Source organism: Streptomyces sp. H39-C1 (genome assembly GCF_027158125.1).
Classification (GTDB): Bacteria; Actinomycetota; Actinomycetes; order Streptomycetales; family Streptomycetaceae; genus Actinacidiphila; species Actinacidiphila fildesensis.
This window is the reverse complement of the sequence record NZ_JAPVLS010000039.1, coordinates 64,498-86,800: the sequence shown is the minus strand read 5'-3', so window position 1 is coordinate 86,800 and position 22,303 is coordinate 64,498. Positions and strand designations below refer to the sequence as shown.

21 protein-coding genes are annotated in these 22,303 nt (G+C 71.0%); 6 read left to right on the top strand and 15 right to left on the bottom strand.

The genetic code is table 11. From position 1 onward, the window contains the following. Nucleotides 1–74: 74 nt before the first annotated feature. The 6 genes from O3W51_RS25045 to O3W51_RS25020 form a co-directional block, all read right to left on the bottom strand. Nucleotides 75–1,625 (bottom strand): DoxX family membrane protein, encoded by a 1,551-nt coding sequence (locus O3W51_RS25045; protein ID WP_269287380.1) that lies wholly within the window; start codon nt 1,623–1,625, stop codon nt 75–77. Nucleotides 1,626–1,968: 343 nt separating this feature from the next. Then, nucleotides 1,969–2,925, bottom strand: coding sequence for a 23S rRNA (guanosine(2251)-2'-O)-methyltransferase RlmB (rlmB, locus tag O3W51_RS25040; protein ID WP_138354087.1), 957 nt, complete (start codon nt 2,923–2,925; stop codon nt 1,969–1,971). A gap of 119 nt (nt 2,926–3,044) precedes the next feature. Then, the gene (gene cysS / locus O3W51_RS25035; RefSeq protein ID WP_269287379.1) at nt 3,045–4,439 is read right to left on the bottom strand and encodes a cysteine--tRNA ligase; all 1,395 of its coding nucleotides are present in this window, start codon (nt 4,437–4,439) and stop codon (nt 3,045–3,047) included. 258 nt (nt 4,440–4,697) lie between these two features. Next, nucleotides 4,698–5,222, bottom strand: a complete 525-nt coding sequence (ispF, locus tag O3W51_RS25030; protein WP_138354085.1) for a 2-C-methyl-D-erythritol 2,4-cyclodiphosphate synthase — start codon at nt 5,220–5,222, stop codon at nt 4,698–4,700. Further along, nucleotides 5,212–5,925: a 2-C-methyl-D-erythritol 4-phosphate cytidylyltransferase gene (gene ispD, locus O3W51_RS25025; RefSeq protein WP_138354084.1), complete on the bottom strand. Its 714-nt coding sequence runs from the start codon at nt 5,923–5,925 to the stop codon at nt 5,212–5,214. Before ispD ends, ispF begins: the two co-directional genes overlap by 11 nt. Before the next feature lie 223 nt (nt 5,926–6,148). Beyond that, complete coding sequence (locus O3W51_RS25020; RefSeq protein WP_033174074.1) at nt 6,149–6,631, bottom strand: CarD family transcriptional regulator; 483 nt, start codon at nt 6,629–6,631, stop codon at nt 6,149–6,151. Between the two features lie 510 nt (nt 6,632–7,141). Between O3W51_RS25020 and O3W51_RS25015 the strand changes: the two genes are divergently transcribed. After that, nucleotides 7,142–7,795: a DUF461 domain-containing protein gene (locus O3W51_RS25015; protein WP_269287377.1), complete on the top strand. Its 654-nt coding sequence runs from the start codon at nt 7,142–7,144 to the stop codon at nt 7,793–7,795. A gap of 103 nt (nt 7,796–7,898) precedes the next feature. Here O3W51_RS25015 and O3W51_RS25010 read toward each other — a convergent pair whose 3' ends face one another. Next, nucleotides 7,899–8,579, bottom strand: a complete 681-nt coding sequence (locus O3W51_RS25010) for a response regulator transcription factor (RefSeq protein WP_138354082.1) — start codon at nt 8,577–8,579, stop codon at nt 7,899–7,901. Then, nucleotides 8,576–9,865 (bottom strand): sensor histidine kinase, encoded by a 1,290-nt coding sequence (locus O3W51_RS25005; RefSeq protein WP_138354081.1) that lies wholly within the window; start codon nt 9,863–9,865, stop codon nt 8,576–8,578. The genes O3W51_RS25010 and O3W51_RS25005 overlap by 4 nt, the downstream gene beginning before the upstream one ends. A 182-nt stretch (nt 9,866–10,047) precedes the next feature. Between O3W51_RS25005 and phoU the strand changes: the two genes are divergently transcribed. Then, nucleotides 10,048–10,728 (top strand): phosphate signaling complex protein PhoU, encoded by a 681-nt coding sequence (gene phoU, locus O3W51_RS25000; protein ID WP_138354080.1) that lies wholly within the window; start codon nt 10,048–10,050, stop codon nt 10,726–10,728. Between the two features lie 442 nt (nt 10,729–11,170). On the opposite strand, the gene O3W51_RS24995 is transcribed toward phoU, so the two are convergent. Next, on the bottom strand, nt 11,171–11,929 hold the full coding sequence (locus tag O3W51_RS24995) for a phosphoglyceromutase (protein ID WP_138354079.1): 759 nt from the start codon (nt 11,927–11,929) through the stop codon (nt 11,171–11,173). A 125-nt stretch (nt 11,930–12,054) separates the two neighbouring features. Here O3W51_RS24995 and O3W51_RS24990 point away from each other — a divergent pair, with 125 nt between their 5' ends. Beyond that, nucleotides 12,055–13,320: an MDR family MFS transporter gene (locus tag O3W51_RS24990; protein ID WP_138354149.1), complete on the top strand. Its 1,266-nt coding sequence runs from the start codon at nt 12,055–12,057 to the stop codon at nt 13,318–13,320. On the opposite strand, the gene O3W51_RS24985 is transcribed toward O3W51_RS24990, so the two are convergent. The 3 genes from O3W51_RS24985 to mshA form a co-directional block, all read right to left on the bottom strand. Next, nucleotides 13,304–14,998, bottom strand: a complete 1,695-nt coding sequence (locus O3W51_RS24985; protein ID WP_269287375.1) for a glycosyl hydrolase family 28-related protein — start codon at nt 14,996–14,998, stop codon at nt 13,304–13,306. The genes O3W51_RS24990 and O3W51_RS24985 overlap by 17 nt on opposite strands. 131 nt (nt 14,999–15,129) lie before the next feature. Continuing rightward, nucleotides 15,130–15,675 (bottom strand): YbjN domain-containing protein, encoded by a 546-nt coding sequence (locus O3W51_RS24980; RefSeq protein ID WP_138354077.1) that lies wholly within the window; start codon nt 15,673–15,675, stop codon nt 15,130–15,132. Beyond that, nucleotides 15,668–17,038: a D-inositol-3-phosphate glycosyltransferase gene (gene mshA, locus O3W51_RS24975; RefSeq protein ID WP_443048332.1), complete on the bottom strand. Its 1,371-nt coding sequence runs from the start codon at nt 17,036–17,038 to the stop codon at nt 15,668–15,670. Before mshA ends, O3W51_RS24980 begins: the two co-directional genes overlap by 8 nt. 156 nt (nt 17,039–17,194) lie before the next feature. Here mshA and O3W51_RS24970 point away from each other — a divergent pair, with 156 nt between their 5' ends. The 3 genes from O3W51_RS24970 to O3W51_RS24960 all read left to right on the top strand — a co-directional run bounded on the left by O3W51_RS24970 (nt 17,195) and on the right by O3W51_RS24960 (nt 20,676). Then, complete coding sequence (locus O3W51_RS24970; protein ID WP_138354076.1) at nt 17,195–17,992, top strand: class I SAM-dependent methyltransferase; 798 nt, start codon at nt 17,195–17,197, stop codon at nt 17,990–17,992. Between the two features lie 113 nt (nt 17,993–18,105). Continuing rightward, the gene (locus tag O3W51_RS24965; RefSeq protein WP_269287374.1) at nt 18,106–19,155 is read left to right on the top strand and encodes a C40 family peptidase; all 1,050 of its coding nucleotides are present in this window, start codon (nt 18,106–18,108) and stop codon (nt 19,153–19,155) included. Between the two features lie 237 nt (nt 19,156–19,392). Continuing rightward, nucleotides 19,393–20,676 carry a PP2C family protein-serine/threonine phosphatase gene (locus O3W51_RS24960; RefSeq protein WP_269287373.1) on the top strand — a complete coding sequence of 428 codons (1,284 nt, stop codon included), beginning with the start codon at nt 19,393–19,395 and terminating at the stop codon, nt 20,674–20,676. A gap of 18 nt (nt 20,677–20,694) precedes the next feature. On the opposite strand, the gene O3W51_RS24955 is transcribed toward O3W51_RS24960, so the two are convergent. The 3 genes from O3W51_RS24955 to O3W51_RS24945 all read right to left on the bottom strand — a co-directional run bounded on the left by O3W51_RS24955 (nt 20,695) and on the right by O3W51_RS24945 (nt 22,241). Beyond that, nucleotides 20,695–21,036: a DUF2516 family protein gene (locus tag O3W51_RS24955; protein WP_164295096.1), complete on the bottom strand. Its 342-nt coding sequence runs from the start codon at nt 21,034–21,036 to the stop codon at nt 20,695–20,697. 151 nt (nt 21,037–21,187) lie between these two features. Next, nucleotides 21,188–21,742 carry a hypothetical protein gene (locus O3W51_RS24950; RefSeq protein ID WP_138354073.1) on the bottom strand — a complete coding sequence of 185 codons (555 nt, stop codon included), beginning with the start codon at nt 21,740–21,742 and terminating at the stop codon, nt 21,188–21,190. Between the two features lie 76 nt (nt 21,743–21,818). After that, nucleotides 21,819–22,241, bottom strand: a complete 423-nt coding sequence (locus O3W51_RS24945) for a helix-turn-helix domain-containing protein (RefSeq protein ID WP_232485410.1) — start codon at nt 22,239–22,241, stop codon at nt 21,819–21,821. Nucleotides 22,242–22,303: the final 62 nt, after the last annotated feature.

Sequence of the window (22,303 nt, the reverse complement as noted above, 5' to 3'; positions counted from 1 at the left end):
GCACAGGCCGGTGGCCCGCCCCCCCGCAGGGGGCGGGCCACCGCCATGTCATCCTGCCGACCCGACCCGACCCGTCAGGCCGACCCGCCGGTGCCTCCGGTGTCGCCGGACGGTCCCGACCGGCCGAGCAGCAGGCCGGCGGGCGATCCGCTGCCCAGGAGGCCGCCGATCGGGTCGTGCACGGTGCCGCTGCTGGTCGTCGGGGACGTCGTCGGACGGTGCGACTGGTGCGGGGAACTGGGCTGCGTCGGCTGCGAGGAGGACTCGCGGGGCTTGCTGCTGCTGCTGCCGCTGCCCGTGCTGCCGCTCTTGTGGGTGCCGCTCGGCGACGCCGAGGGCGACGTGGTCGGCTTCTTCTTGGCGCCGGCGGACTTCGACGACTTCGGGGTGGGCTTGGGCTTGCCGGGTGTGGCCGTCCCCGACACCTCGGGCAGCGGGGTGCCCGGCAGGTTGTTGACGGGGATGCGCGCCGGGGTCGGCACGTCCGTGTGGGTGCTGGAGGACCGCACCGCGGCACCCAGCACCGATCCGCACAGCAGCGTCAGGCCGACGAAGATCGTGGCCAGCACCACACCCCGGCGCAGCACCCGCCTGCGCAGGTCCCACAGTTCGGCGCGCGGCCCGAGCCGCCGCCACGCCTCGCCCGCGAGGCGGCCGTCCACGGAGTAGACGGGGGCGCCCGCGATGATCAGCGGGCTCCAGGCGGCGAGGTAGATGAAGTCCGGGGCGTCGTAGACCGGGACCGTGCGCCAGGTCACCGTCACCAGCAGCGCCACGGAGAGCGCGGCGGCGAGGGACGCGGCGACCCGCTGCCACAGCCCGCAGATCGTCAGCACGCCGACGATGACCTGGAGGAAGGCGATGGTCAGCCCGGCGCCCACGGGGTGCGTGAGCGCGAGATCGCGCAGCGGCGCCGCGGCGGCCCACGGGTGCAGTGACGTGAGCCACTTGACCATCGAGCCGCGCTCGCCGCCGTCGAAGTACACGGGGTCGCACAGCTTGCTCATGCCGGCGTAGACCGAGATGAAGCCGAGGAAGACGCGCAGCGGGAGCAGGACGACGCCGAGGTTCATCCGGTGCCCGGGGTACCAGGCGTGCCGGATCGGTTCGGCGTTGCGGCCGCGCCGGATCCCGTTCTTCTCGCCCGGTCCGGCCGCGAGGCCCTTGCCGCGGCGGTCATCGCGCCCGTCACCGAACTCGTCGTCGTAGCCGTCGTAGTCGTCGTCGAAGGCGCCACGGGCGGGCCGGACGCCGCGCAGCAGCTCGGGTTCCGGCATGCGCGGGCCGACGACGCCGGGCGTCGCCGCCTCGTCGATGTCGATCCGCGGCAGCAGCTGCGTCGAGCCGGCGGGCGTGTCGGGGCCGGAGCGTCCGGAGCCGGATTCCGCGCCCGCGTGGCCCGCGTGGCGGACCGCCTGCAGGAGCCGGCCGGCAGCCGGGTCGCCGGGCTCGGTCCGGCCGGACCACACCACTGGTGCGGCCCGTCGCCTGACGGAGCTGGGAATGACGGGGATCCGCGCGGTCTCGTCGAGGCTCAGGGCACGGGCCGAGGTCACGCCGAGCCGGACGCGGAAACTCGCGTGGTTGACGATGACCTGGGCCGGGTCGCTCGGGACCTTGAGCATGCTCAGGGCAGGTTCGTCGAACCCGGGCGTCCCACCCCCCGTAGGAGTGCGGGGTGTTCTGGTGTCCACACTCCACTAACCGAGTGACAGACGTTTAGGACACTGCCGACGCACCGATGGATGTCCGAGACCCGTCAAGATCAACAGCATCGGGGCGCTGGCCGGGAACGATGCGGGGCCGACTCCGAAAGGATCGGGACCCGAACCGGAAGTGATCCGGTCCGGGTCCTCGTCAGCGTCCACGGAGGTCGGTCACACACGAACAACCGCGCACCCGACGTCACCCACAAGAAGTCACGCGCAAGGCGTCACGCACAAGGGGTGGCGCGCGGCCGCCAAGGGGTCACGCGCGGCGGCGGGCCGCCTCGTACAGGACGATGCCGGCGGCGACGCCCGCGTTGAGGGACTCCGCGCCACCCGGCATCGGGATGCGCACCAGGAAGTCACAGGTCTCGCCGACGAGGCGGGACAGCCCCTTGCCCTCGGAACCGGCGACGATCACGACGGGGCCGGCGAGCGCGTCCAGCTCGTGCAGGTCCGTCGCACCGTCGGCGGCGAGGCCGACGACGACCAGACCGGCCTTCTGGTAGGCCTCCAGCGTCCGGGTCAGGTTGGTGGCGCGGGCGACCTGGACGCGGGCGGCGGCGCCCGACGAGGTCTTCCACGCACCGGCGGTCATACCCGCCGCGCGGCGCTCGGGGACGACGACGCCGTGACCGGCGAACGCGGCCATGGAGCGGACGACCGCACCGAGGTTGCGCGAGTCGGTGATGCCGTCGAGCGCCATGATCAGCGGGGCCTCGTGGCTGTTGGCGGCGGTCTCCAGCAGGTCTTCCGGGTGCGCGTACTCGTACGGCGGGATCTGCAGGACCATGCCCTGATGGTTCAGGCCGTTCGTCATCCGGTCCAGCTCGGGGCGCGCGGCCTCCATGAGCGGGACACCGCGGTCGGTCGCGAGCTTGATCGCCTCGCGCACCCGGTCGTCGGTGTCGATGTACTGCTGGACGTAGACCGCGGTCGACGGGATCTCGGCGCGCAGCGCCTCGACCACCGAGTTACGGCCGACGACCAGCTCGGCCGTGGACTTCGCGCCGCGGCCCGACGGGCGGCGCGACTGCGAGGAGACGGTCCGCTTGGCCACGGCCTTCGCGACGCGGTTCTTCTTGTGGCCCTTGCGGTCCGAGGCGGGCGGGGTCGGGCCCTTGCCCTCCAGAGCCTTACGCCGGTGACCGCCGGTGCCGACCTTCATGCCCTTCTTGTTGGAGGTACGGCGGTTCCTGCGCTGGCTGTTCCCGGCCATGGGGCACTCTCACTTCTTCGCTGCTGAAAATGTACTGACGTATAGGGGGACTGGGCTGTTCGGGCGGAGCTGGTACGGCGGACGGGTCTGGTACGCCGGCGGACGGCACGGTGACGCGCTCAGCGCGAGCCGAGCGACCACCGGGGTCCGGACGCGGTGTCCTCGATGTCCAGCCCCGACTGCTGGAGCTGGTCGCGGATGGCGTCGGCGGTCGCGTAGTCCTTACGCTCCCGGGCCGCCTGCCGCTGTTCCAGCACCAGCCGGACGAGTGAGTCCACGACGCCGTGCAGGTCGTCACCGTGCCCGCCGCCGGCCCACTGCTCGTCGAGCGGGTCCAGTCCCAGTACACCGAGCATCGCACGGACCTCGGCGAGACGCGCGATCGCGGTTTCCTTGTCGTCCGCCGTGAGGGCCGAATTGCCCTGCCGGACGGAGGTGTGGACGATGGCCAGCGCCTGCGGGACGCCGAGGTCGTCGTCCATCGCCTCGGCGAAGGAGATCGGCACCTCGGCGGCCGGCGCGACAGGACCGCACTTCTCGACGACCCGCTGCGCGAAGCCCTCGATGCGCGCGAACGCGGACTCCGCCTCGCGCAGTGCTTCCTCGCTGTACTCGATCATCGAGCGGTAGTGCGGGGTGCCGAGGTAGTAGCGCAGCACGATGGGGCGCCAGCGCTGGACCATCTCGGAGACGAGCACCGAGTTGCCGAGCGACTTGCTCATCTTCTCGCCGCTCATGGTGACCCAGGCGTTGTGCACCCAGTAGCCGGCGAAGTCGTCGCCGAACGCCTTCGCCTGGGCGATCTCGTTCTCGTGGTGCGGGAAGATCAGGTCGATGCCGCCGCCGTGGATGTCGAAGGCGGAGCCCAGGTACTTGTGGGCCATCGCCGAGCACTCCAGGTGCCAGCCGGGGCGGCCGCGGCCCCAGGGGGTCTCCCAGGACGGCTCGCCGGGCTTGACCGACTTCCACATGGCGAAGTCCCGCTGGTCGCGCTTGCCCGTCTCGCCCTCGCCGCTGGGCTGGCGCAGGTTGTCGAGCTCCTGGTTGGACAGCTCCAGGTAGCCGGGGAACGAGCGCACGTCGAAGTAGACGTTGCCGTCGGCGACGTAGACGTGGCCCCGGTCGATGAGCTCGCGCATCATCTCGACCATCTCGGGGATGTGGCCGGTCGCCCGCGGCTCGTAGGTGGGCGGCAGGCAGCCGAGCACGTCGTAGCCGTTGTTGAAGGCCCGCTCGTTCTCGTAGCCGATCGCCCACCACGGGCGGCCTTGCTCGGCCGACTTCGTGATGATCTTGTCGTCGATGTCGGTGACGTTCCGGATGAAGGTGACGTCGTAGCCGCGGTAGGCGAACCACCGCTGCATGATGTCGAAGTTCAGGCCCGACCGGATGTGCCCGATGTGCGGGGCCGCCTGCACGGTGGCACCGCAGAGGTAGATCGAGACACAGCCCGGCGTGAGCGGGGTGAAATCACGGATCTGCCGAGCGCTGGTGTCGTACAGGCGAATAGTCACGCCAACAAGGGTAGTGGGCGAAACGCCGTGCCAAGTGCGCTCCGCTCGGGTTGCAGGGGGGAGCGGGCCGGACGATCTTCCGGGCGTGGCTCCTGCCTGCGGGGGTAACCCCCTCAAGCCCCGGTCGGACTCGGAATCCGGCTCCGAATCGGGCCCGAATCGGCTCCGGATCGGGCCCGAATCGGCTCCGGATCGGCACCGAATCAGCCATGGATCCGGTCCGGAATCGGCCCCGGGGAAGGCTGGTGGAGGGCGGGTTCAGGCAGCCGGGGCCGGAGCCGCCGGCAGCACGAGCGCGGTGGCGATGGCCGCCAGTCCCTCGCCGCGGCCGGTGAGGCCGAGCCCGTCGGTCGTCGTGCCGGAGACCGAGACGCGGGCGCCGATGGCCTCGGAGAGAACCTTCTGGGCCTCGTCGCGGCGCTTGCCGATCTTCGGGCGGACGCCGATCACCTGGATCGCCACGTTGCCGATCTCGAAGCCGGCCTCGCGGACGATGCGGGCCGCCTCGGCGAGCAGCGTGACGCCGGACGCTCCGGCCCACTCGGGCCGTCCGGTGCCGAAGTGCGCGCCGAGGTCGCCGACCCCGGCCGCGGAGAAAAGCGCGTCGCAGGCCGCGTGCGCGGCGACGTCGGCGTCCGAGTCGCCGGCCAGGCCGTCACCGGCGTCCGGCCAGTGCAGGCCCGCGCACCACAGCTCGCGGCCGGCCTCGAAGGCGTGCACGTCCGTGCCGATGCCGACGAGCGGCAGACGCATGGACGAGGACGGAGAAGCGTCAGAAGCCATCGGTGGCCCTCCTGCGGGCGAGTACGGCCTCGGCGAGCACCAGGTCCAGCGGCCTGGTCACCTTGAAGGCCTCTTCGTGGCCGGGTACCACCACGACCTGGACGCCGGTCCGCTCGACCATGCCCGCGTCGTCGGTGGCGCCCTCGCCGTCGCCCGGCACCGTCGCGTGCGCCGTGGCCAGCACGTCCCGCCGGAAGCCCTGCGGGGTCTGCACGGCGCGCAGCAGGGCGCGCTCGGGCGTGCCGGTGACGATGTTCGTGCCGGGGTCGATCTGCTTGACGGTGTCGGCCAGCGGCAGGCCGGGGACGACGGCCGGGGCCCCGTCCCGTACGGCCGCGACGACCGCGTCGACGATCTCGACGGGCACCAGCGGGCGGGCGGCGTCATGGACGAGGACGATGTCGACGTCCTCGGGGAGCGCGGCCAGACCGAGCCGGACCGACTCCTGGCGGGTCCCGCCGCCGGCGACGACCCTGATGTCCTTGCCCTCGGGCAGCCCGTGGCTGTCGAGCATGGCCTGGACCTCGGCCACACCGTCGGACGGCGCGACCACGACGACGAGGGAGACGGCCCGGGAGCGGGTCATGGCGCGCACGGCGTGCACCAGCATCGGGATGCCGCCGAGGGAGCGCAGCGCCTTGGGGGTGCCGGGGCCGAGCCGGACGCCTCGTCCGGCGGCGGGGATGACAGCTGCGGTACTCAGAGGTTTGTGTCCTTGGCCGAGGTGGGTATCGGCTCAACGTGTGACGCTGCGGACCCCTTCCGTGAGAAGTCCGCAGGGTTGTGCACGCCGAGACGTCGGAGCAGAACAAAAGCAGAAGACGGTAAACAGCGGTAACAGCAGAACAGAACGATCAACGATCTGCGTCAGGACACAAGCATGCCGCAGCACCCGGCCGGAACCGGGTACCGCGGCAGAACTCGCGTCAGGACGCGAGGACCTCGTCGAGCAGAGCCTCGGCCTTGTCCTCGTTGGTGTTCTCAGCGAGCGCGAGCTCGCTGACCAGGATCTGCCGCGCCTTGGCGAGCATGCGCTTCTCGCCGGCGGACAGCCCGCGCTCACGCTCACGACGCCACAGGTCGCGGACCACCTCTGCGACCTTGATGACATCGCCGGAGGCGAGCTTTTCCAGATTTGCCTTGTAGCGGCGGGACCAGTTGGTCGGCTCTTCGGTGTACGGCGCGCGAAGCACCTCGAAGACCCGGTCCAGCCCCTCCTGACCAACCACGTCGCGCACGCCGACGAACTCCGCATTGTCCGCGGGTACGCGTACCGTCAAGTCGCCCTGGGCGACCTTGAGCACCAAGTAGGTCTTGTCCACGCCTTTGATCTGGCGAATTTCGATAGCCTCGATCAGCGCGGCCCCGTGATGGGGATAGACCACGGTGTCGCCAACCTTGAACGTCATGTGACAGGTACCCCTTCCGTGGCTATCCAGGGTAACACGTGAACGGCCTCTTCTGAATGGTGTTTTCGCAGGTCAGGGCATATCTCAGGGCTTGACAACCCCTACCGGAACGTGCTGGAGGGGCGTACCGAGCAGGGGTATTCGCAGGTCGGAGCCGGTATACGACAGAGGTGAAACGCGCCCGTTACACCCAACGGCGCGCCAGCGGAAGGGGTGTTACGTCCCCATTTGTCGATCTCCGAAGAGTGGATCTTCGCTACTCCGTTCGGACCTCGTTGACGCGATGATCCAATTTTCCGAAGTCGCGGAACGGAGGCGATCGGTGCACGATAAATGGATCTTGCCCGGTCCGCCGGAATCCCGTGGCGGAATGCCGGAATGCAATCCCGGCCACCCCGGTCGGGTGAGACCGCCCCGCCGAGGGGCGGCCCGGTGCGGAGGCGGGACGAAGGCTGAGTAATGTAAGCCCGCTGGAAGATCTTCCCTACCTGTCTAGGAGATGCCGCCGCCGTGAGCAGCAGCCTTCGACGCGGTGCCCTCGCCGCCGCCCTCGCGCTCTCGATTGCCCCGCTCGCCGCCTGCGGCGCCGGCAACAACGCGCAGACGCACGAGGTCCGCCCCGACAATGCCGCGACCACCGTCGGCGACATCCAGGTGCAGAACGCCGTGATCCTGACGGAGAAGGCCGGTTCCGGCCCCGCGTCGGTCTCGGCCCGCATCTACAACAACGGAAACGGTGACCAGACGCTCCAGTCGCTGAAGGTCGGCGACGCCCTGACGGCGACCCTGTCCGGCACCGCCGGCAGCAAGACCGTCACCGTCCCGGCGCACGGTTCGGTGCTGCTCGGCGGGGAGGGCAACGCCGCCGCGACGATCCCGAACAACAACGAGGCGTTCAAGGACGGCGACTTCCAGCGCATCGCGCTGACGTTCAGCGCGACCGGTGAGGTCGCCCTCGAGGCGAACGTGCTGCCCGCCGCGGGCTACTACGAGAAGTACGGCCCCAGCAGCGCCCCGTCGCCGGCCGCCGAGCCGCCCGCCAAGACCACTCCGACGGCCACCGGGACCCCGGAGAACGGCGGGAAGGCCACCCCGACCGACACGGCCACCCCCAGCGGGACGGGCACGCCGACCGGTACGGCCACGCCGACCAAGAAGAGCTGACCGCGCGATCCGCGCACGACGACGGGCCCGGCAGCGTGTGCTGCCGGGCCCGTCGTGCTGTGCGGGGAAGCGGGCGGGTCCGCGGAACGGCCCGCCGGCGGGGTTACGGCTCGAACTTGTAGCCCAGGCCGCGCACCGTGACCAGGTAGCGCGGCGCGCCCGGGTCCGGCTCGATCTTGGCGCGCAGCCGCTTGACGTGGACGTCGAGCGTCTTGGTGTCGCCCACGTAGTCGGCGCCCCACACCCGGTCGATGAGCTGCATACGGGTCAGCACGCGGCCCGCGTTGCGCAGCAGCATCTCCAGCAGGTCGAACTCCTTGAGCGGGAGGTCGACCTTTCCGCCGGAGACGGTGACCACGTGGCGGTCGACGTCCATCCGTACCGGGCCGGCCTCCAGGGCGGCCGGGGACAGCTCCTCGGGCTCCCCGCGGCGGCGCAGGACGGCCCGGATACGGGCCACCAGCTCGCGGGAGGAGAAGGGCTTGGTCACGTAGTCGTCTGCGCCTATTTCCAGGCCGACGACCTTGTCGATCTCGCTGTCCTTGGCCGTCACCATGATGACCGGGACATTGGACTTGAGCCTGAGCTGGCGGCAGACCTCGGTGCCGGGCAGGCCCGGCAGCATGAGGTCGAGCAGTACCAGGTCGGCGCCGTTGCGTTCGAACTCGTCCAGCGCGTCGGGCCCGGTCGCTGCTATGGCGACCTCGAAGCCCTCCTTGCGGAGCATGTACGACAGCGCGTCGCTGAAGGACTCTTCGTCCTCTACGACGAGTACACGGGTCACGGAAGGACCTCCGGGGCAGGGATGTGATCGGAATAGTTCTCGTAGAACTGCTGGTCTCCGGCGGGGCCGCCCCCGCCACCGGGGGACTCGTCGTCCTCCGGTTCGGTGCCGAGCAGGGCGTGATCGCGTGCCATGCCGGCCTCGGGCAGCCGCAGGGTGAAGGTGGAGCCCTGTCCTTCTGCGCTCCACACGGTGACTTCCCCGCCGTGCGAGGCGGCCACGTGCTTGACGATGGACAGGCCCAGACCCGTGCCGCCGGTGGCGCGGGAGCGCGCCGGGTCGACGCGGTAGAACCGCTCGAAGATCCGGTCCCGGTCCTTCTCCGAGATGCCGATGCCGGCGTCGGTGACCGAGATCTCGATGAGGTCGCCGCCCGGGGAGGGGATCCGGCGGCCGGCTATCCCTACGCGGGTGCGGGCCGGGCTGTAGTTGACGGCGTTCTCGACGAGGTTGCCGAGAGCTGCCGCGAGCTGGCCGCGGTTGCCCCAGATGTGCAGGTCAGGGGCTGATCCGGTGGCCATGGTGATCTGTTTGGCGTTCGCCTGGTGGCGGCAGCGGTCTATGGCCTCGGCGACGAGATCGTCGACGTCGACCGGTTCCGCGTCGTCCAGCGGGTCGTCGTTCTGGACCCGGGAGAGATCGATGATCTCCTGGACGAGGCTGGTGAGGCGGGTCGCCTCGATCTGCATCCGCCCTGCGAAGCGGATGACGGCCTCAGGGTCGTCGGAAGCGTCCATCACGGCTTCGGAGAGCAGTGACAGCGCGCCGACCGGGGTCTTGAGCTCATGGCTGACGTTCGCGACGAAGTCACGGCGTACGGCCTCGATCTTGCGGGCCTCGGTCAGGTCTTCCACGAGGAGGAGGACCAGCCGGGAGCCGAGCGGTGCGACTCTGGCGGAGACCGCCAGGCCCTCGCCGCGGCCGGCTCCTCTTCGTGGCAGATCCAGTTCGACCTGGCGTATCTCGCCGTCCCGCCGGGTCTCACGGGCCATCTGCAGCATCTGGTCGACGGCCAGGCGGCCGCCGCGGACCAGTCCGAGGGCATACGCCGCCGAGCTGGCCTTGACCACCGTGTCGCCCTCATCGAGGACGACGGCCGAGGAACGCAGTACGGAGAGGACGGTGTCCACTCCGGGCGGCAGTACGCCGGCGCCATCGGGTCGCAGGGCCGTGCGGGTGGGGCGGGCTTGTTCCCGCTCACTCCAGCGGAACGCGAGCACAGCGATCACACCGGTACACAGACCGGCTATCGCACTGGCTGCGGCAAGAGCCGCGTTCACGTCCATACCCCCAGGTTAGGCGGCCATAAGGGGTGCTCCACAGCCTTGAGAGCTACCTCTCGAACGCCCGTTGCCAAGAGTTCACCTTGACGTAGGCGCTGATTCACTCGGGATGCTCGAGCGGTACGCGTACGCCCATCAGCGTGGGAGCGTGGAGGAGACGCCTCTGTTTGGACGGAAGGACAGCGATGCGGGACGCATATCACGAGGAGCTCGACTCGATCGGTGAAGGGCTGGTCGAGATGGCCCGGCTCGTCGGATCCGCCATCGGCCGGGCCACCACCGCGTTGCTGGACGCGGACCTGAACATCGCCGAGAGCGTGATCGCGGCCGATGAGAAGGTCGACGCCCTGCAGCGCGACCTGGAAGCACGGGCGATCACCCTGCTGGCCCGGCAGCAGCCGGTCGCCACCGACCTGCGCATTGTCGTCACCAGCCTGCGGATGAGCGCGGACATCGAGCGGTCGGGCGACCTCGCCCGGCACATCGCGAAGGTGGCCCGGCTGCGCTTCCCCGAGTCGGCCGTACCGAACGACCTGCACAGCACCATCCTGGAGATGGGCCAGCTCGCCCAGCGCCTCATGGCGAAGGCCGCCGAGGTCATCGTCACCAAGGACGTCGACGACGCGCTGCAGCTGGAGGCGGACGACGACCGCATGGACGAGCTGCACCGCACGCTCTTCCAGCACCTGCTGGACGACCGCTGGAAGCACGGCATCGAGACGGCGGTCGACGTGACGCTGTGCGGCCGCTACTACGAGCGGTTCGCCGACCACGCCGTATCGGTCGCCAAGCGCGTCGTCTACCTGGTCACCGGCGAGCACGCCGACGAGCTGACGCCGCCCGCGACGCAGGTGGACGGGGTCTGACGGAGTCCGGCGGCCAACGGGATCAGGGTTCGGGATCTGTCGGGCGGGGGGCCCGAACGGTCCCGGCCCGCGCCCTGTCGTGCCTCCGCGCGCCGTTGATGCGCCTGCCTCCGGGCGCGTTCAATGGGTGCTGATGCGCCCGCACGTGGCGGCTTCGACTGCGTGCGGTAGCCCAGCCGAGGAGGGTACTTATGCAGGATTCCCCCACCCCGTCGACCATCCGGGACCAGCCGTCACTCGACCGTCCCCCGCAGCTCGTGCGGGTACAGCTGCCCGTGCTCGGAGCGTGCGGCTGCGGTGCGAGCTGCGGGTGCGGATGCCAGTCCGGCGGCGCCTGCCAATGCGGCGGCTGCACCTCCTGAGACCCTGACGACCACCCCTTGCGGGACGAAGGGCCCCACCCGGATCCGGGTGGGGCCCTTCGCGCGTCCTGCGTACGTCGCTACTTCTTCTTGCCTTGATTCTTGACGGCCTCGATGGCGGCCTTCGCGGCGTCCGGGTCGAGGTAAGTGCCGCCCGGGTTCAGCGGGCGGAAGTCGGCGTCGAGCTCGTAGGAGAGCGGGATGCCGGTCGGGATGTTCAGACCGGAGATGTCGGCGTCGGAGATGCCGTCGAGGTGCTTTACCAGACCGCGCAGGCTGTTGCCGTGCGCGGCGACCAGGACGGTGCGGCCGGCCAGCAGGTCCGGGACGATGCCGTCGTACCAGTACGGCAGCATGCGCTCAACGACGTCCTTGAGGCACTCGGTGCGCGGACGGATCTCGCTCGGGATCGACGCGTAGCGCGGGTCGTCGCTCTGCGAGAACTCCGTGCCGTCCTCGAGGGGCGGCGGCGGGGTGTCGTAGGACCGGCGCCAGAGCATGAACTGCTCCTCGCCGAACTCCGCGAGGGTCTGCGCCTTGTCCTTGCCCTGGAGCGCACCGTAGTGCCGCTCGTTGAGCCGCCAGGAGCGGTGCACCGGGATCCAGTGCCGGTCCGCGGCTTCGAGGGAGAGCTGCGCGGTGCGGATCGCACGCTTCTGCAGCGAGGTGTGGACGACGTCGGGGAGCAGGCCGGCGTCCTTGAGCAGCTCGCCGCCCCGGACCGCCTCCTTCTCACCCTTCTCGTTCAGATTGACGTCCACCCAGCCGGTGAACAGGTTCTTAGCGTTCCATTCGCTCTCGCCGTGGCGGAGGAGGATCAGCTTGTACGCAGCAGCCATGGCCCGAGCCTAATGGAAATCCTCTGGCGCCTCCCCACCTGTCCACGGTAACCTCCTCCGGTCGCAAGTGACCATTACACAGGGGGGCCTGAGTGCCGGACGTCAGACGGGCTGTGCGCGAGACCATGTCGGGGCTTCCGCGCCAGTTCTGGTGGCTGTGGACCAGCACACTGGTCAGCCGGCTCGGCGGATTCGTCGTCACCTTCCTCGCGCTCTACCTGACCGTCGACCGGGGCTTCTCCGCCTCCTACGCCGGTCTCGTCGCCTCCCTCTACGGGCTCGGCGGATCGGTCGCGTCCGTCGTCGGCGGCGTTCTCGCGGACCGCGTCGGGCGGCGCGCCACCATGCTCGTCGCCCAGCTCGGCACGGCCGCGGTCACCGCCCTGCTCGGCTTCGTCACCCACCCCGTGGCGATCGCGGCGGTCGCCGGGCTCGTGGGCGTCACCAGCAACGCCTCCCGGCCGGCCCTCCAGGCGATGCTGGCCGACCTCGTGCCGCCCAAGGACCGGGTGCGGGCCTTCGCCCTCAACTACTGGGCGATCAACATCGGCTTCGGGGTCTCGGCGGGCGTCGCCGGGCTCATCGCCGCCCAGGGCTATGTCTGGCTCTTCCTGGGCGACGCGCTGATGACCCTGCTGTGCGCGGTCGTCGTCTTCTGGAAGGTCAAGGAGACGCTGCCGGCCGTCGAGGCCTCGGCGACCGTGGACGAGGAGCCCGCCGGGCTCGGCCAGGTACTGCGCGACCGGCGGTTCATGGCTCTGGTCGGGCTGACCTTCCTGCTCGGGACCGTGGGCCAGCAGGGGGCCACCACCCTGTCGGTCGACATGGGCCGTTCCGGGTTCACCGCGAGCCAGTACGGGCTGGTCATCGGCCTCAACGGACTGCTGGTCGTACTGCTCCAGATCCCGGTCACCCGCATGATGACCGGCCGCAGCCCGGCCGCGCTGCTCGCGGCCGGCACCCTGCTGATGGGCTGGGGCTTCGGCCTGACCGCGTTCGCCGGCTCCGTCGGTTTCTACGCCCTCACCGTCACGGTGTGGACGCTCGGCGAGATCGTGCACGCCCCCGCCTCGATGTCGGTCGTCGCCGACCTCGCGCCGGCACGGGCCCGCGGCCGCTACCAGGGCATGTTCTCGCTCTCCTGGTCCGCCGCCTCCTTCGTCGGCCCGCTGGCCGGCGGCTTCGCCCTCGACCACTGGGGCGGCAGCGCGGCGTGGGGAGCCTGCGCGGTCGTCGGCACGGTCGCCGCCGCCGGGTACTGGACGCTGCTGCGGACGCGGGGAACGGTGCAGAGCGCGGAAGTACTGGTGGAAGCGGTGGAGATGGAGGGGCCGGTGCCGGCCTCCGGGCCGGCACCGGCATCCGCTGCTGCCGTCAGGAGCAGCCGTTGAGGTGGCGCTGGGCCTCGTAGAGGTTCGGCGGGGTGACCGCCGGGGTGCCGTAGGACTCCAGGCGGGAGTGGAGCGGGCCGGTGAAGTCCGGGACGTCGATCTGGCCGAACGGGGTGACCTCGGAGATGCCCACCGTGGCGCTGTACGGGGCGATGTCGTCGATCCTGACGCAGCCCGCGCGGCCGTTGGCGACGGTGATGTTCCAGTGGGTGAAGCGGGCGCCGTAGAGCGGCCCGGCGCTGGCGTCGCCGCCGTGCGAGCCGTCGTTGAAAACGGTGATCTCGGTGCGGACGTTGGCGAACGGCAGTCCGCGGTGGGTGTCGAACGTCCCCATGTCCATCCGCCCGCGCGACCAGACGTTGTAGCTGGACAGGCCCTCGACGTTGATGCCGTGCAGTTGGGTGCCCGCCGGGGCGGGGATGACGGTGCGCTGGTCGATGGCGAAGTCCTCGATCAGGTTGTCGTGGGACCCCTCGCGGCAGCAGTACGGGTGGTGGCTGCCGCGCCCGGAGACGCGGGTGCGGCGGAGTGTGGAGCCCTTCGCGGCGACGAGCAGAAAGCCGTTGTCGACGTTGACGGCGTGCACGTCGTCCGCCCAGCAGTCCCACGCGCACTGCAGGACCAGGCCGTTGTAGCCCGTGTCGAGCAGATGCTGGGCCTGCGGGGTCTCCACCATCTCGATGGTGAGGCCCTCGACACCGGAGTTGACCACGGGGTCGATGAGCGTCGTCAGCTTCGGCGCCCAGCCGAGGCGCGTGTCGAGCGGCAGCGGCCGGTCGAGGGTGACGCGGTGGCCGCGGATGCCGGTGACGCGGGCCGGCCACTCGTAGGGGACGTACGAGAGCACCTTGGTCTTGTCGGACCAGTCGTAGGTGGCGGCGCCGTCCACGTCGCCCGCCATGTGGTCGAGCAGGGTGTGTCCGGCGTCGTCCGCGAGCTGGAGCAGGACGCGGTCGCCGCGCCGGAGGCGGGACGGGTCGTCGACGGTGACGGTGAAGTCGCCCTGCTTCGCGACGGCCGTGATGGCGGCCAAGGTCTGCCATTCGTCGCGCTTGTTGCCGGTCCAGCCCTCGAACGGCCAGGCCTTGGCCTTGATCGCGTCGGTGAGGGTGCGGTAACGCTCGCGCGGGCAGACCCAGACCAGGCCGCCGGCCCAGGACCAGGACGACTTGTTGCCGCCGTAGCGGCTGCCGTAGGCGCCGATGATCTCGGTGAGCGAGCGCGTCGCGAAGAGCTTGGTGGTGCCGCTGCCTTCACCGCGCAGGGTGACGTTGCTCCAGCCGAGTTGGATGACGTCGTCGATCCGGTAGGTGCCGCGCGGCAGCAGGACCGTGCCGCCGCCGCGCTTGCCGACCTCGGCGATGGCCCGGTTGATGGCGGGCGCGGCGTCGGCGGAGCCGTCCGGCTTGGCGCCGTAGTGCAGGACGTTGGCGCGGACGGGGCGGCGGGGGAAGTTCCGCTCGCCGCCGTTGTAGCCCGCGCGGGCGACGTTCGGGATCTGCGGGTGGGTGTAAGGCGCGGCCTTGAACTCCGCCCAGAGGGGGGACGGCACGCTGGTCGACGGCGGTGCGGCCGGTGCGGCCGCGAAGGCGGTGCGGCTGCCGAGCGCGCCGGCGGCCACCGCCGCCGTGCTGACCTGAATTGCTCCCGTGAGCAGTCTCCTGCGACTGATCGTCATGACCCCGCCTTTCACGTATCTGAACGCTATTCAGATGTGCGACGGCATGAGGGTGCCATGTCCCGGCTGGCGGCGGGAAGGGGTCGGACCGTATTAGGTGGTGGAGCTGCAGCTCGTTCGTCGCTGTGCGGTCAGTCGTCGGTCGCCGCCGGCTTGTCCGCGCCGGTCAGATGCGTGAACGCGTCCAGGTTGCGCGTCGACTCACCGCGCGACACGCGCCAGGCGTACTCCTTGCGGATCGAGGCCGCGAATCCGAGTTCGAGAAGCGTGTTGAACGAGCCGTCCGCGTTCTCCAGGACCGCGCCGAGCAGCCGGTCGACCTCGTCGGCGGTCACGGCGGCGAGCGGGATCCGGCCGGTGAGATAGACGTCGCCGAGCCGGTCGATCGCGTAACTCACCCCGTACAGCCGGAGGTTGCGCTCCAGCAGCCAGCGGTAGACCGCTTCCTGGTTCTCGTCGGGGTGCCGGACGACGAACGCGTTGAGGGAGAGCGTGTGCTTGCCGACGATCAGCGAGCAGGTGGTGGACAGCTTGCGCGTGCCGGGGATCTTGGCGACGAAGGTGCCGGGCTGCGGGCTCTCCCACTCCAGCCCGGCCTCCTTGAGCGCCTGCTCGACGGTGTCGCGGGCGGCCTGCTCGGCCTGTCCCGCTCGTGCTGTCTGCCCCTGCTCAGCCATGAGCCGATCGTAGGTGACGGCGGTGTTCCTGCATCGCGTCGGTGTAGACGTCGGCGGTCGACGCCGCCGCCCTCCCCCAGCCGAACGCCCGGGCGTGCCGGGCGGCGGCCTCCCCCAGCTGCTCGCCGAGGTGCGGCTGGTCGATGAAGCGGCGCAGCGCCCGCGCGTAGTCGGCCGGGTCGTGGCCGGGGATCAGGAAACCGGTCTCGCCGTCCCTGACCGCCACCGATAGCCCGCCGACGGCCGCGGCGATCACCGGTGTGCCGCAGGCCTGCGCCTCTATGGCGACCAGCCCGAAGGACTCGCTGTACGAGGGCATCACCAGCACGGTCGCGGCCCGGTACCAGTCCGCGAGCCGCTGCTGGTCGACCGGCGGCTGGAACCGTACGACGTCGCTCACGCCGAGCCGCGCGGCCAGCTTGTGCAGCCGCTCCGGCTTGCTGAGGCCGCTGCCGCTGGGACCGCCGACCACCGGGACGACCAGCCGCTCGCGCAGCGACGGGTCCTCGTCCAGGAGGACCGCGACGGCGCGGAGCAGCACGTCAGGGGCCTTGAGCGGCTGGATGCGGCCCGCGAACAGCGGGATCACGGCGTCCTGCGGCAGACCGAGGCGGCCCCGGGCGGCGGCGCGGCCGTCGGCCGGGCGGAACCGGTCCAGGTTCACCCCCGGATGGACGACGGCCACCTTGGCGGGCTGCGCGCCGTAGTGCCGGACCAGTTCGTCCGCCTCTTCGTCGGTGTTCGCGATCAGCCGGTCGGCGGCCTCCACGATCTGGGTCTCGCCGATGACGCGGGCGGCCGGCTCGGGGGTGTCGCCCTCGGCGAGCGCGGCGTTCTTGACCTTCGCCATGGTGTGCATGGCGTGTACGAGGGGGACGCCCCAGCGCTCGGCCGCGAGCCAGCCGACATGGCCGGACAGCCAGTAGTGCGAGTGCACGAGGTCGTAGTGTCCGGGGCGGTGGCCGGCCTCGGCCTGCATCACCCCGTGAGTGAAGGCGCAGAGCTGGGCGGGCAGCTCCTCCTTGGCCAGTCCCTCGTAGGGGCCGGCGTCGATGTGCCGGACGAGGACGCCGGGAGCGAGCTCCACGGTGGGCGGGAGGGCGCCGGTAGTGGCGCGGGTGAAGATCTCGACCTCGATGTTGATCTCGGCGAGGCGCTTCGCGAGCTCCACGATGTAGACGTTCATCCCGCCGGCGTCGCCGGTGCCGGGCTGGTCGAGGGGCGAGGTGTGCACGCTGAGCATCGCCACGCGGCGTGGAGCGTTGCGGCCGTGGGCGGGCCAGCGCAGTCGGCGCGACTGCGCGTGACCGCGCGATTGCGCGTAGCCGCGCAGGGCACCGAGCCGTGCCATGTGCTGGGTCACGCCGCTCTCCATTCGGCCGGACGGGTCCGTTCAACCGTGGAACGCCGGAACCGACCGTTCCCATTTCCGCTTTGCCGAACTTTTTCCGTGGGGTGCGGGGGCCGGGGCCGATGCACCCGCGCCTGCGCCCGTGGTGCCAGCACCTACAGTCGAACCATGGCGAGACCCGTCGGCACCATCACCCGTGGCACCACGAATCCGAACCGGCTGCGCCGGATGGACCGGTGGATCGCGTGCGCGCTCGGGGCCGAGCTGCGGCGGGCGGCCGATCCGGTGGCGGTGGACCTCGGGTACGGGGCGGCGCCGTGGACGGCGGTCGAGCTGCTGGGGCGGCTGCGTACCGTCCGGCCCGATGCCGAAGTGGTCGGGCTGGAGATCGACCCCGCCCGGGTCGCCGCGGCGGAGCCGTACCGGCGGGACGGGCTGACGTTCGCGCACGGCGGGTTCGAAGTGCCTCTTCCGGACCGGCGACGGCCGGCCCTGATCCGGGCGGCGAACGTGCTGCGGCAGTACGACGAGGCCGGGGTGCCGGCCGTCTGGGACCGGCTGCGCGCCCGGCTGGCGCCCGGCGGGCTGCTCGTCGAGGGCACCTGCGACGAGATCGGCCGCCGGCATGTGTGGGTGGCGATCGGGCCTGAGGGGCCGCGCACGGTGACGTTCGCGACCCGACTGGGATCGCTGGACCGGCCGTCCGATCTGGCGGAGCGGCTGCCGAAGGCGCTGATCCACCGGAACGTCCCGGGCGAGCCGGTGCACGCGTTCCTGACGGAGTTCGACCGGGCGTGGGCGACGGCGGCGCCGTTCGCGTCACTCGGCGCGCGCCAGCGCTGGATCCGCAGTGTGCGCCTCCTGGCGGAGAGCGGCTGGCCCGTCACGGATCGCGCGGACCGCTGGCGGCAGGGCGAGGTCACGGTGCGCTGGGAGGCGCTGGCGCCGCGCGGAGCGCAGGTCTGACGAGCGCGACCCGCCGCCAATTCCCTTCTGCCCCTGTCGCATTGCGGCACCTCATGGCACCATCCCCACCCATGTGACGATCCTGACGATCCGTCAGATACGAGGTGGTGACGATGGTGGCGAAACCATCGCGCGGCGCGACCGTCGTGTGTACGGCCCTGCTCTGCGCGGCAGCGACGCTGGCGGTGCCCGGGGCGGCGCACGCCGACCGGCCCAGGACGCTCGCCCAGGTGCAGGCCGAGGTGAACACCCTCTACCGTCAGGCGGAAGCGGCCACGGAGTCGTTCAACGCGGCCGAGGAGAAGGTGCTCGTCCAGCAGAAGAACCTGGTCGCGCTCGCCATCTCGCTGGACAACGCCCAGACGCGGCTCGGCACGCTGAACGACCAGGTGGGCGCGATGGCGCGGGCGCAGTACCGCAGCGGTGGGATGCCGGACGGGATACAGCTCGCGCTGTCCTCCGACCCCGACACGTTCCTGGACGACGCGAGCCTCGCGGAACGCGGCGCGCGGGCCGCGAACACCACCATCAGCGACCTCAAGTCCACCAAAGCGGCGCTGGACGGCTACGCGCACGCGGCCACCGCCGAATGGGAGGCCCTGGTCGAGACCCGGAAGAAGTCCGCGGCCGCCAAGGCCCAGGTCGAGTCACGGCTCGCGCAGGCGAAGGCGCTGCTGGCCTCGTTGAAGGAGCAGGAGCGCCTGCGGCTGCGGCGGCTGGAGGACGAGACCGCGTACCAGGCGCAGTTGGCGTGGACGCGGAGCGACGCGGCGAAGAAGCTGGCACAACTGCCCAAGGCGGCGGGCGACGCGAGCGCGCAGGGCAGGCGTGCGGTGGCGTTCGCGGCGGCGCAGATCGGCAGGCCGTACGAGTGGGGCGCGGACGGGCCGTCCTCGTACGACTGCTCCGGGCTGACGCAGCAGGCGTGGGCGGCGGCGGGCCGGAACATTCCGCGGACGTCGCAGGAGCAGTGGCGGCTGCTGCCGCACGTGCCGGTCGACCTGATGCGTCCCGGGGACCTGATCATCTACTTCGACGACGCCAGCCATGTGGGGATCTACGTCGGGGACGGCGCGATCGTGCACGCCCCGCGGCCCGGCAGGAACGTCACCATGGCGGGGGCGGGCTCCATGCGGATCCTGGGTGTGGTCCGTCCCGGGTGACCGTCCCGGGTGACCGTCCCGGGTGACCGTCCCGGGTGACCGATGTTGCACATGTTGTGAATGAAGTACGGGGGCCGGGTGACGTTTGTCATGCCCGGATCGTCGTATCGGAGCTGAAATCCCCTCCTGACCGCTGCATATGACACAGGCGGTTTACCTCGTGGCCTCCCGCCACACCGCGCGCTGCCGCTATGGTCGCCTGTCAATGGCCCTCGGGGGGAGGGAAGGATCAGTCCGATGACCGCAACAGAGGTACCGCGCGCCGGTGAGGCGGACGGCTTCGCCGTGCTGCCCGTACCCCGGCAGCGCCAGGATGCCTCCGTGCCGGCGCTGACGCTGCTGGTCATCGGTGACGATCCGGCGGGCACCTTCACCGCGCCCGAGCTGTTCGACGGCGGCGGGAACCGGGTACGCATCCGCCGGGCCCGCAATCTCACCGAGGCCGAGCGGCTGCTCACCGACGACGTGCACTGTGTCCTGCTGGTCCTCGACGGCGACGGGCTGGAGAGCCTGCGCCGGCTGCTGCGCCTCGCGCCCACCACGGCCGTCCTGGTGCTGACCGGGGAGGGTGCGGGTGAGGTGGGCGAGCCCGGTGAGGCGGTACGGATCGGCGCGCAGGACCATCTCTCCCGCGACGAGCTCGACGGCTCCCATCTGACCCGGGCGATCCGCTACGCCGTCGAGCGCAAGCGCGCCGACCTCGCGCAGCGCCAGCTCACCGAGACCCGGCTGCTCGCCCAGGAGAACTCCCGGCTGGAACGCGGACTGCTCCCCACCCCCCTGCTGGAGGGCGCGGATCTGCGCTTCGCGGCCAGGTACCGGCCGGGCCGCAGCCGCGCGCTGCTCGGCGGCGACTTCTACGACACGGTGCGCACATCGGACGGCACCGTGCACGCGATGATCGGCGATGTCTGCGGGCACGGCCCGGACGCGGCCGCGCTCGGTGTCGAACTGCGGATCGCCTGGCGGGCGTTGACGTTCGCCGGGCTCAGTGGCGACCTGCTGCTGAGCACCCTGCAGAAGGTGCTGGAGAACGAGCGCGCCGACGACGAGATCTTCGCGACGCTCTGCACGCTGGACATCGCACCGGACGGTGGGCGCGCCGATCTGTATCTGGCCGGGCACCCGGCCCCGCTGCTGACCGGCGCCGACGGGGTGCCGCGGCTGCTGCCGTACGAGGCGGGCGGCCCAGCGCTCGGGCTGCTGCCGCAGGCCGCGTGGAGCCGGATCGAGGTCGAACTGGGCGCGTCCTGGAGCCTGATGCTCTACACCGACGGGCTGATCGAGGGCCGGATCGGCCAGGGCACACAGCGGCTCGGCCAGGACGGGATGATCGGGATGATCACCCGTCAGCTGGCCGGCGGACTGCGCGGCGAGGACCTGCTGGACGCGGCCGTCACCGAGGCACGTGAGCTGAACGGCGGGGAGCTGACGGACGATGTGGCCGTCGTGCTGCTCGACCGCGTCGCCCCGGCCCGGATCCTCGGCCTGCCGGCCCAGATCCAGCGGTCCAGCGGCTGAACGCGGTCCCCGCAGGTTTCAGCGGCTGAACGGTCCGTACGGGCCGTCGCTGCTGCTGCCGCCACCGCGGCGGCCGCCCCGGCCGCCGCCGGAGACCTGCTTCAGGGCCGGGCGGACGTCGACCATGTAGACGATCACCGCGATCAGGCCGATGACCGGCAGGAACGAGAAGATCGAGAAGAACTTCATCACCACGGCGGCGAGCCCGAGAACGATCAGCCAGAACGGCTTGGTCTTCTTGTCCGCCGCGCGGTAGGCGTCCTCGCGGCGGATCGCGGAATCGATGAACGCGAACAGCGCGAAGAGGAACAGCCCCCATGACAACAGGGCCAGAACCCCGAAGAACCCCGTGATCAGCACGCCGTCCACCGCCTTGTCCGTATGGCCGAGCTCGTCCGTACGCCCGGGAAACCGTCGCCGCCACCGTACCGGTCCTGCAGGGACAACGGGCCGGGCACGCGCTGCGTGCCCGGCCCGTCCCGCTGAGAGGCGTCCTGCTGAGAAGCGTCCACTACTCGGCCGGCTTGGCCGCCGGCTTCTTGGCGGGGGCCTTCTTCGCGACGGGCTTCTTCGCCGGCGCGGGCACCGAAGCCTCGGCCGCGACGGGCTGGGCGGCCGGCCGCGGGTCGGGCTCGACCGCTACGGCGATCTCCTCGATCTCGTCGGCCACCTCGCCGCGCCAGGTCGCCACGGCGCCCTTGCCGCGCTCGGCCAGCGTGCCGTAGGTCTCCTGGACCTTCACGGCGGCCTCGGCGGCCCGGCCGACGCCCTGGAGCGCGAAGTCCTGGACGGACTCGCCGATCTTCTTCAGGTCCAGCTCGACGGAGCCGAAGGCCTCGGTCACCTTCGTCTGGGCTTCCTTGGCCTGCGCGGTGACGCGGTCCTGGAACACCTTCGTGTCGGTGTTGCGGATCTTCTCGAACCGCTCGGGGGCCTCGGCGCGGATCTTCTCGATCAGCGCGGGCACCCGCTGCAGCTTCTCGGCGGCGAGGTCGGCGGTACCGGCCACCGCGTAGAGCGGAGTCGGGTCCTTGAGCGTCTTCACAATGTCATCGGTGATCGCCATGAGGGTCCTCCCGGACGGGGGTTGTCGGCGCGTGGTCATGCGTACGGTCTGCTGGGCGCGCTGCCATGCGCGCCGGTCAAGCGGTCTTCGGCTGCACCGGGTCCGCCGGGAACGGGTCCGCCGGCAGCGGGTCCGCGGGCACCGGCTCCTCCACCACGGCGTTCTCCTTGCGGAACGACTCGTAGATCTGGATCAGTACCTGCTTCTGCCGTTCGTTGATCGTCGGATCGGCCAGGATCGCCGCGTGGACCTCCAGCTCGTCCCGGTCGCGCTCCTCGAGCATTCCGGCCTGGACGTACAGGGTCTCCGCGGAGATCCGCAGCGCCTTGGCGAGCTGCTGCAGGATCTCGGCGCTGGGCTTGCGCAGCCCGCGCTCGATCTGGCTGAGGTAGGGGTTCGAGACCCCGGCGGCGTCCGCGAGCTGCCGCAGCGACAGCTGCGCGCTGCGCCGCTGCTCCCGCAGGTACTCGCCGACGTTGCCGACGTTCAGTGAAGCCATGTCCCGATGCTGCACCATCGTTGCTAACTATTGCAAGCACATCGCTTGCAAAAGGCTCGATT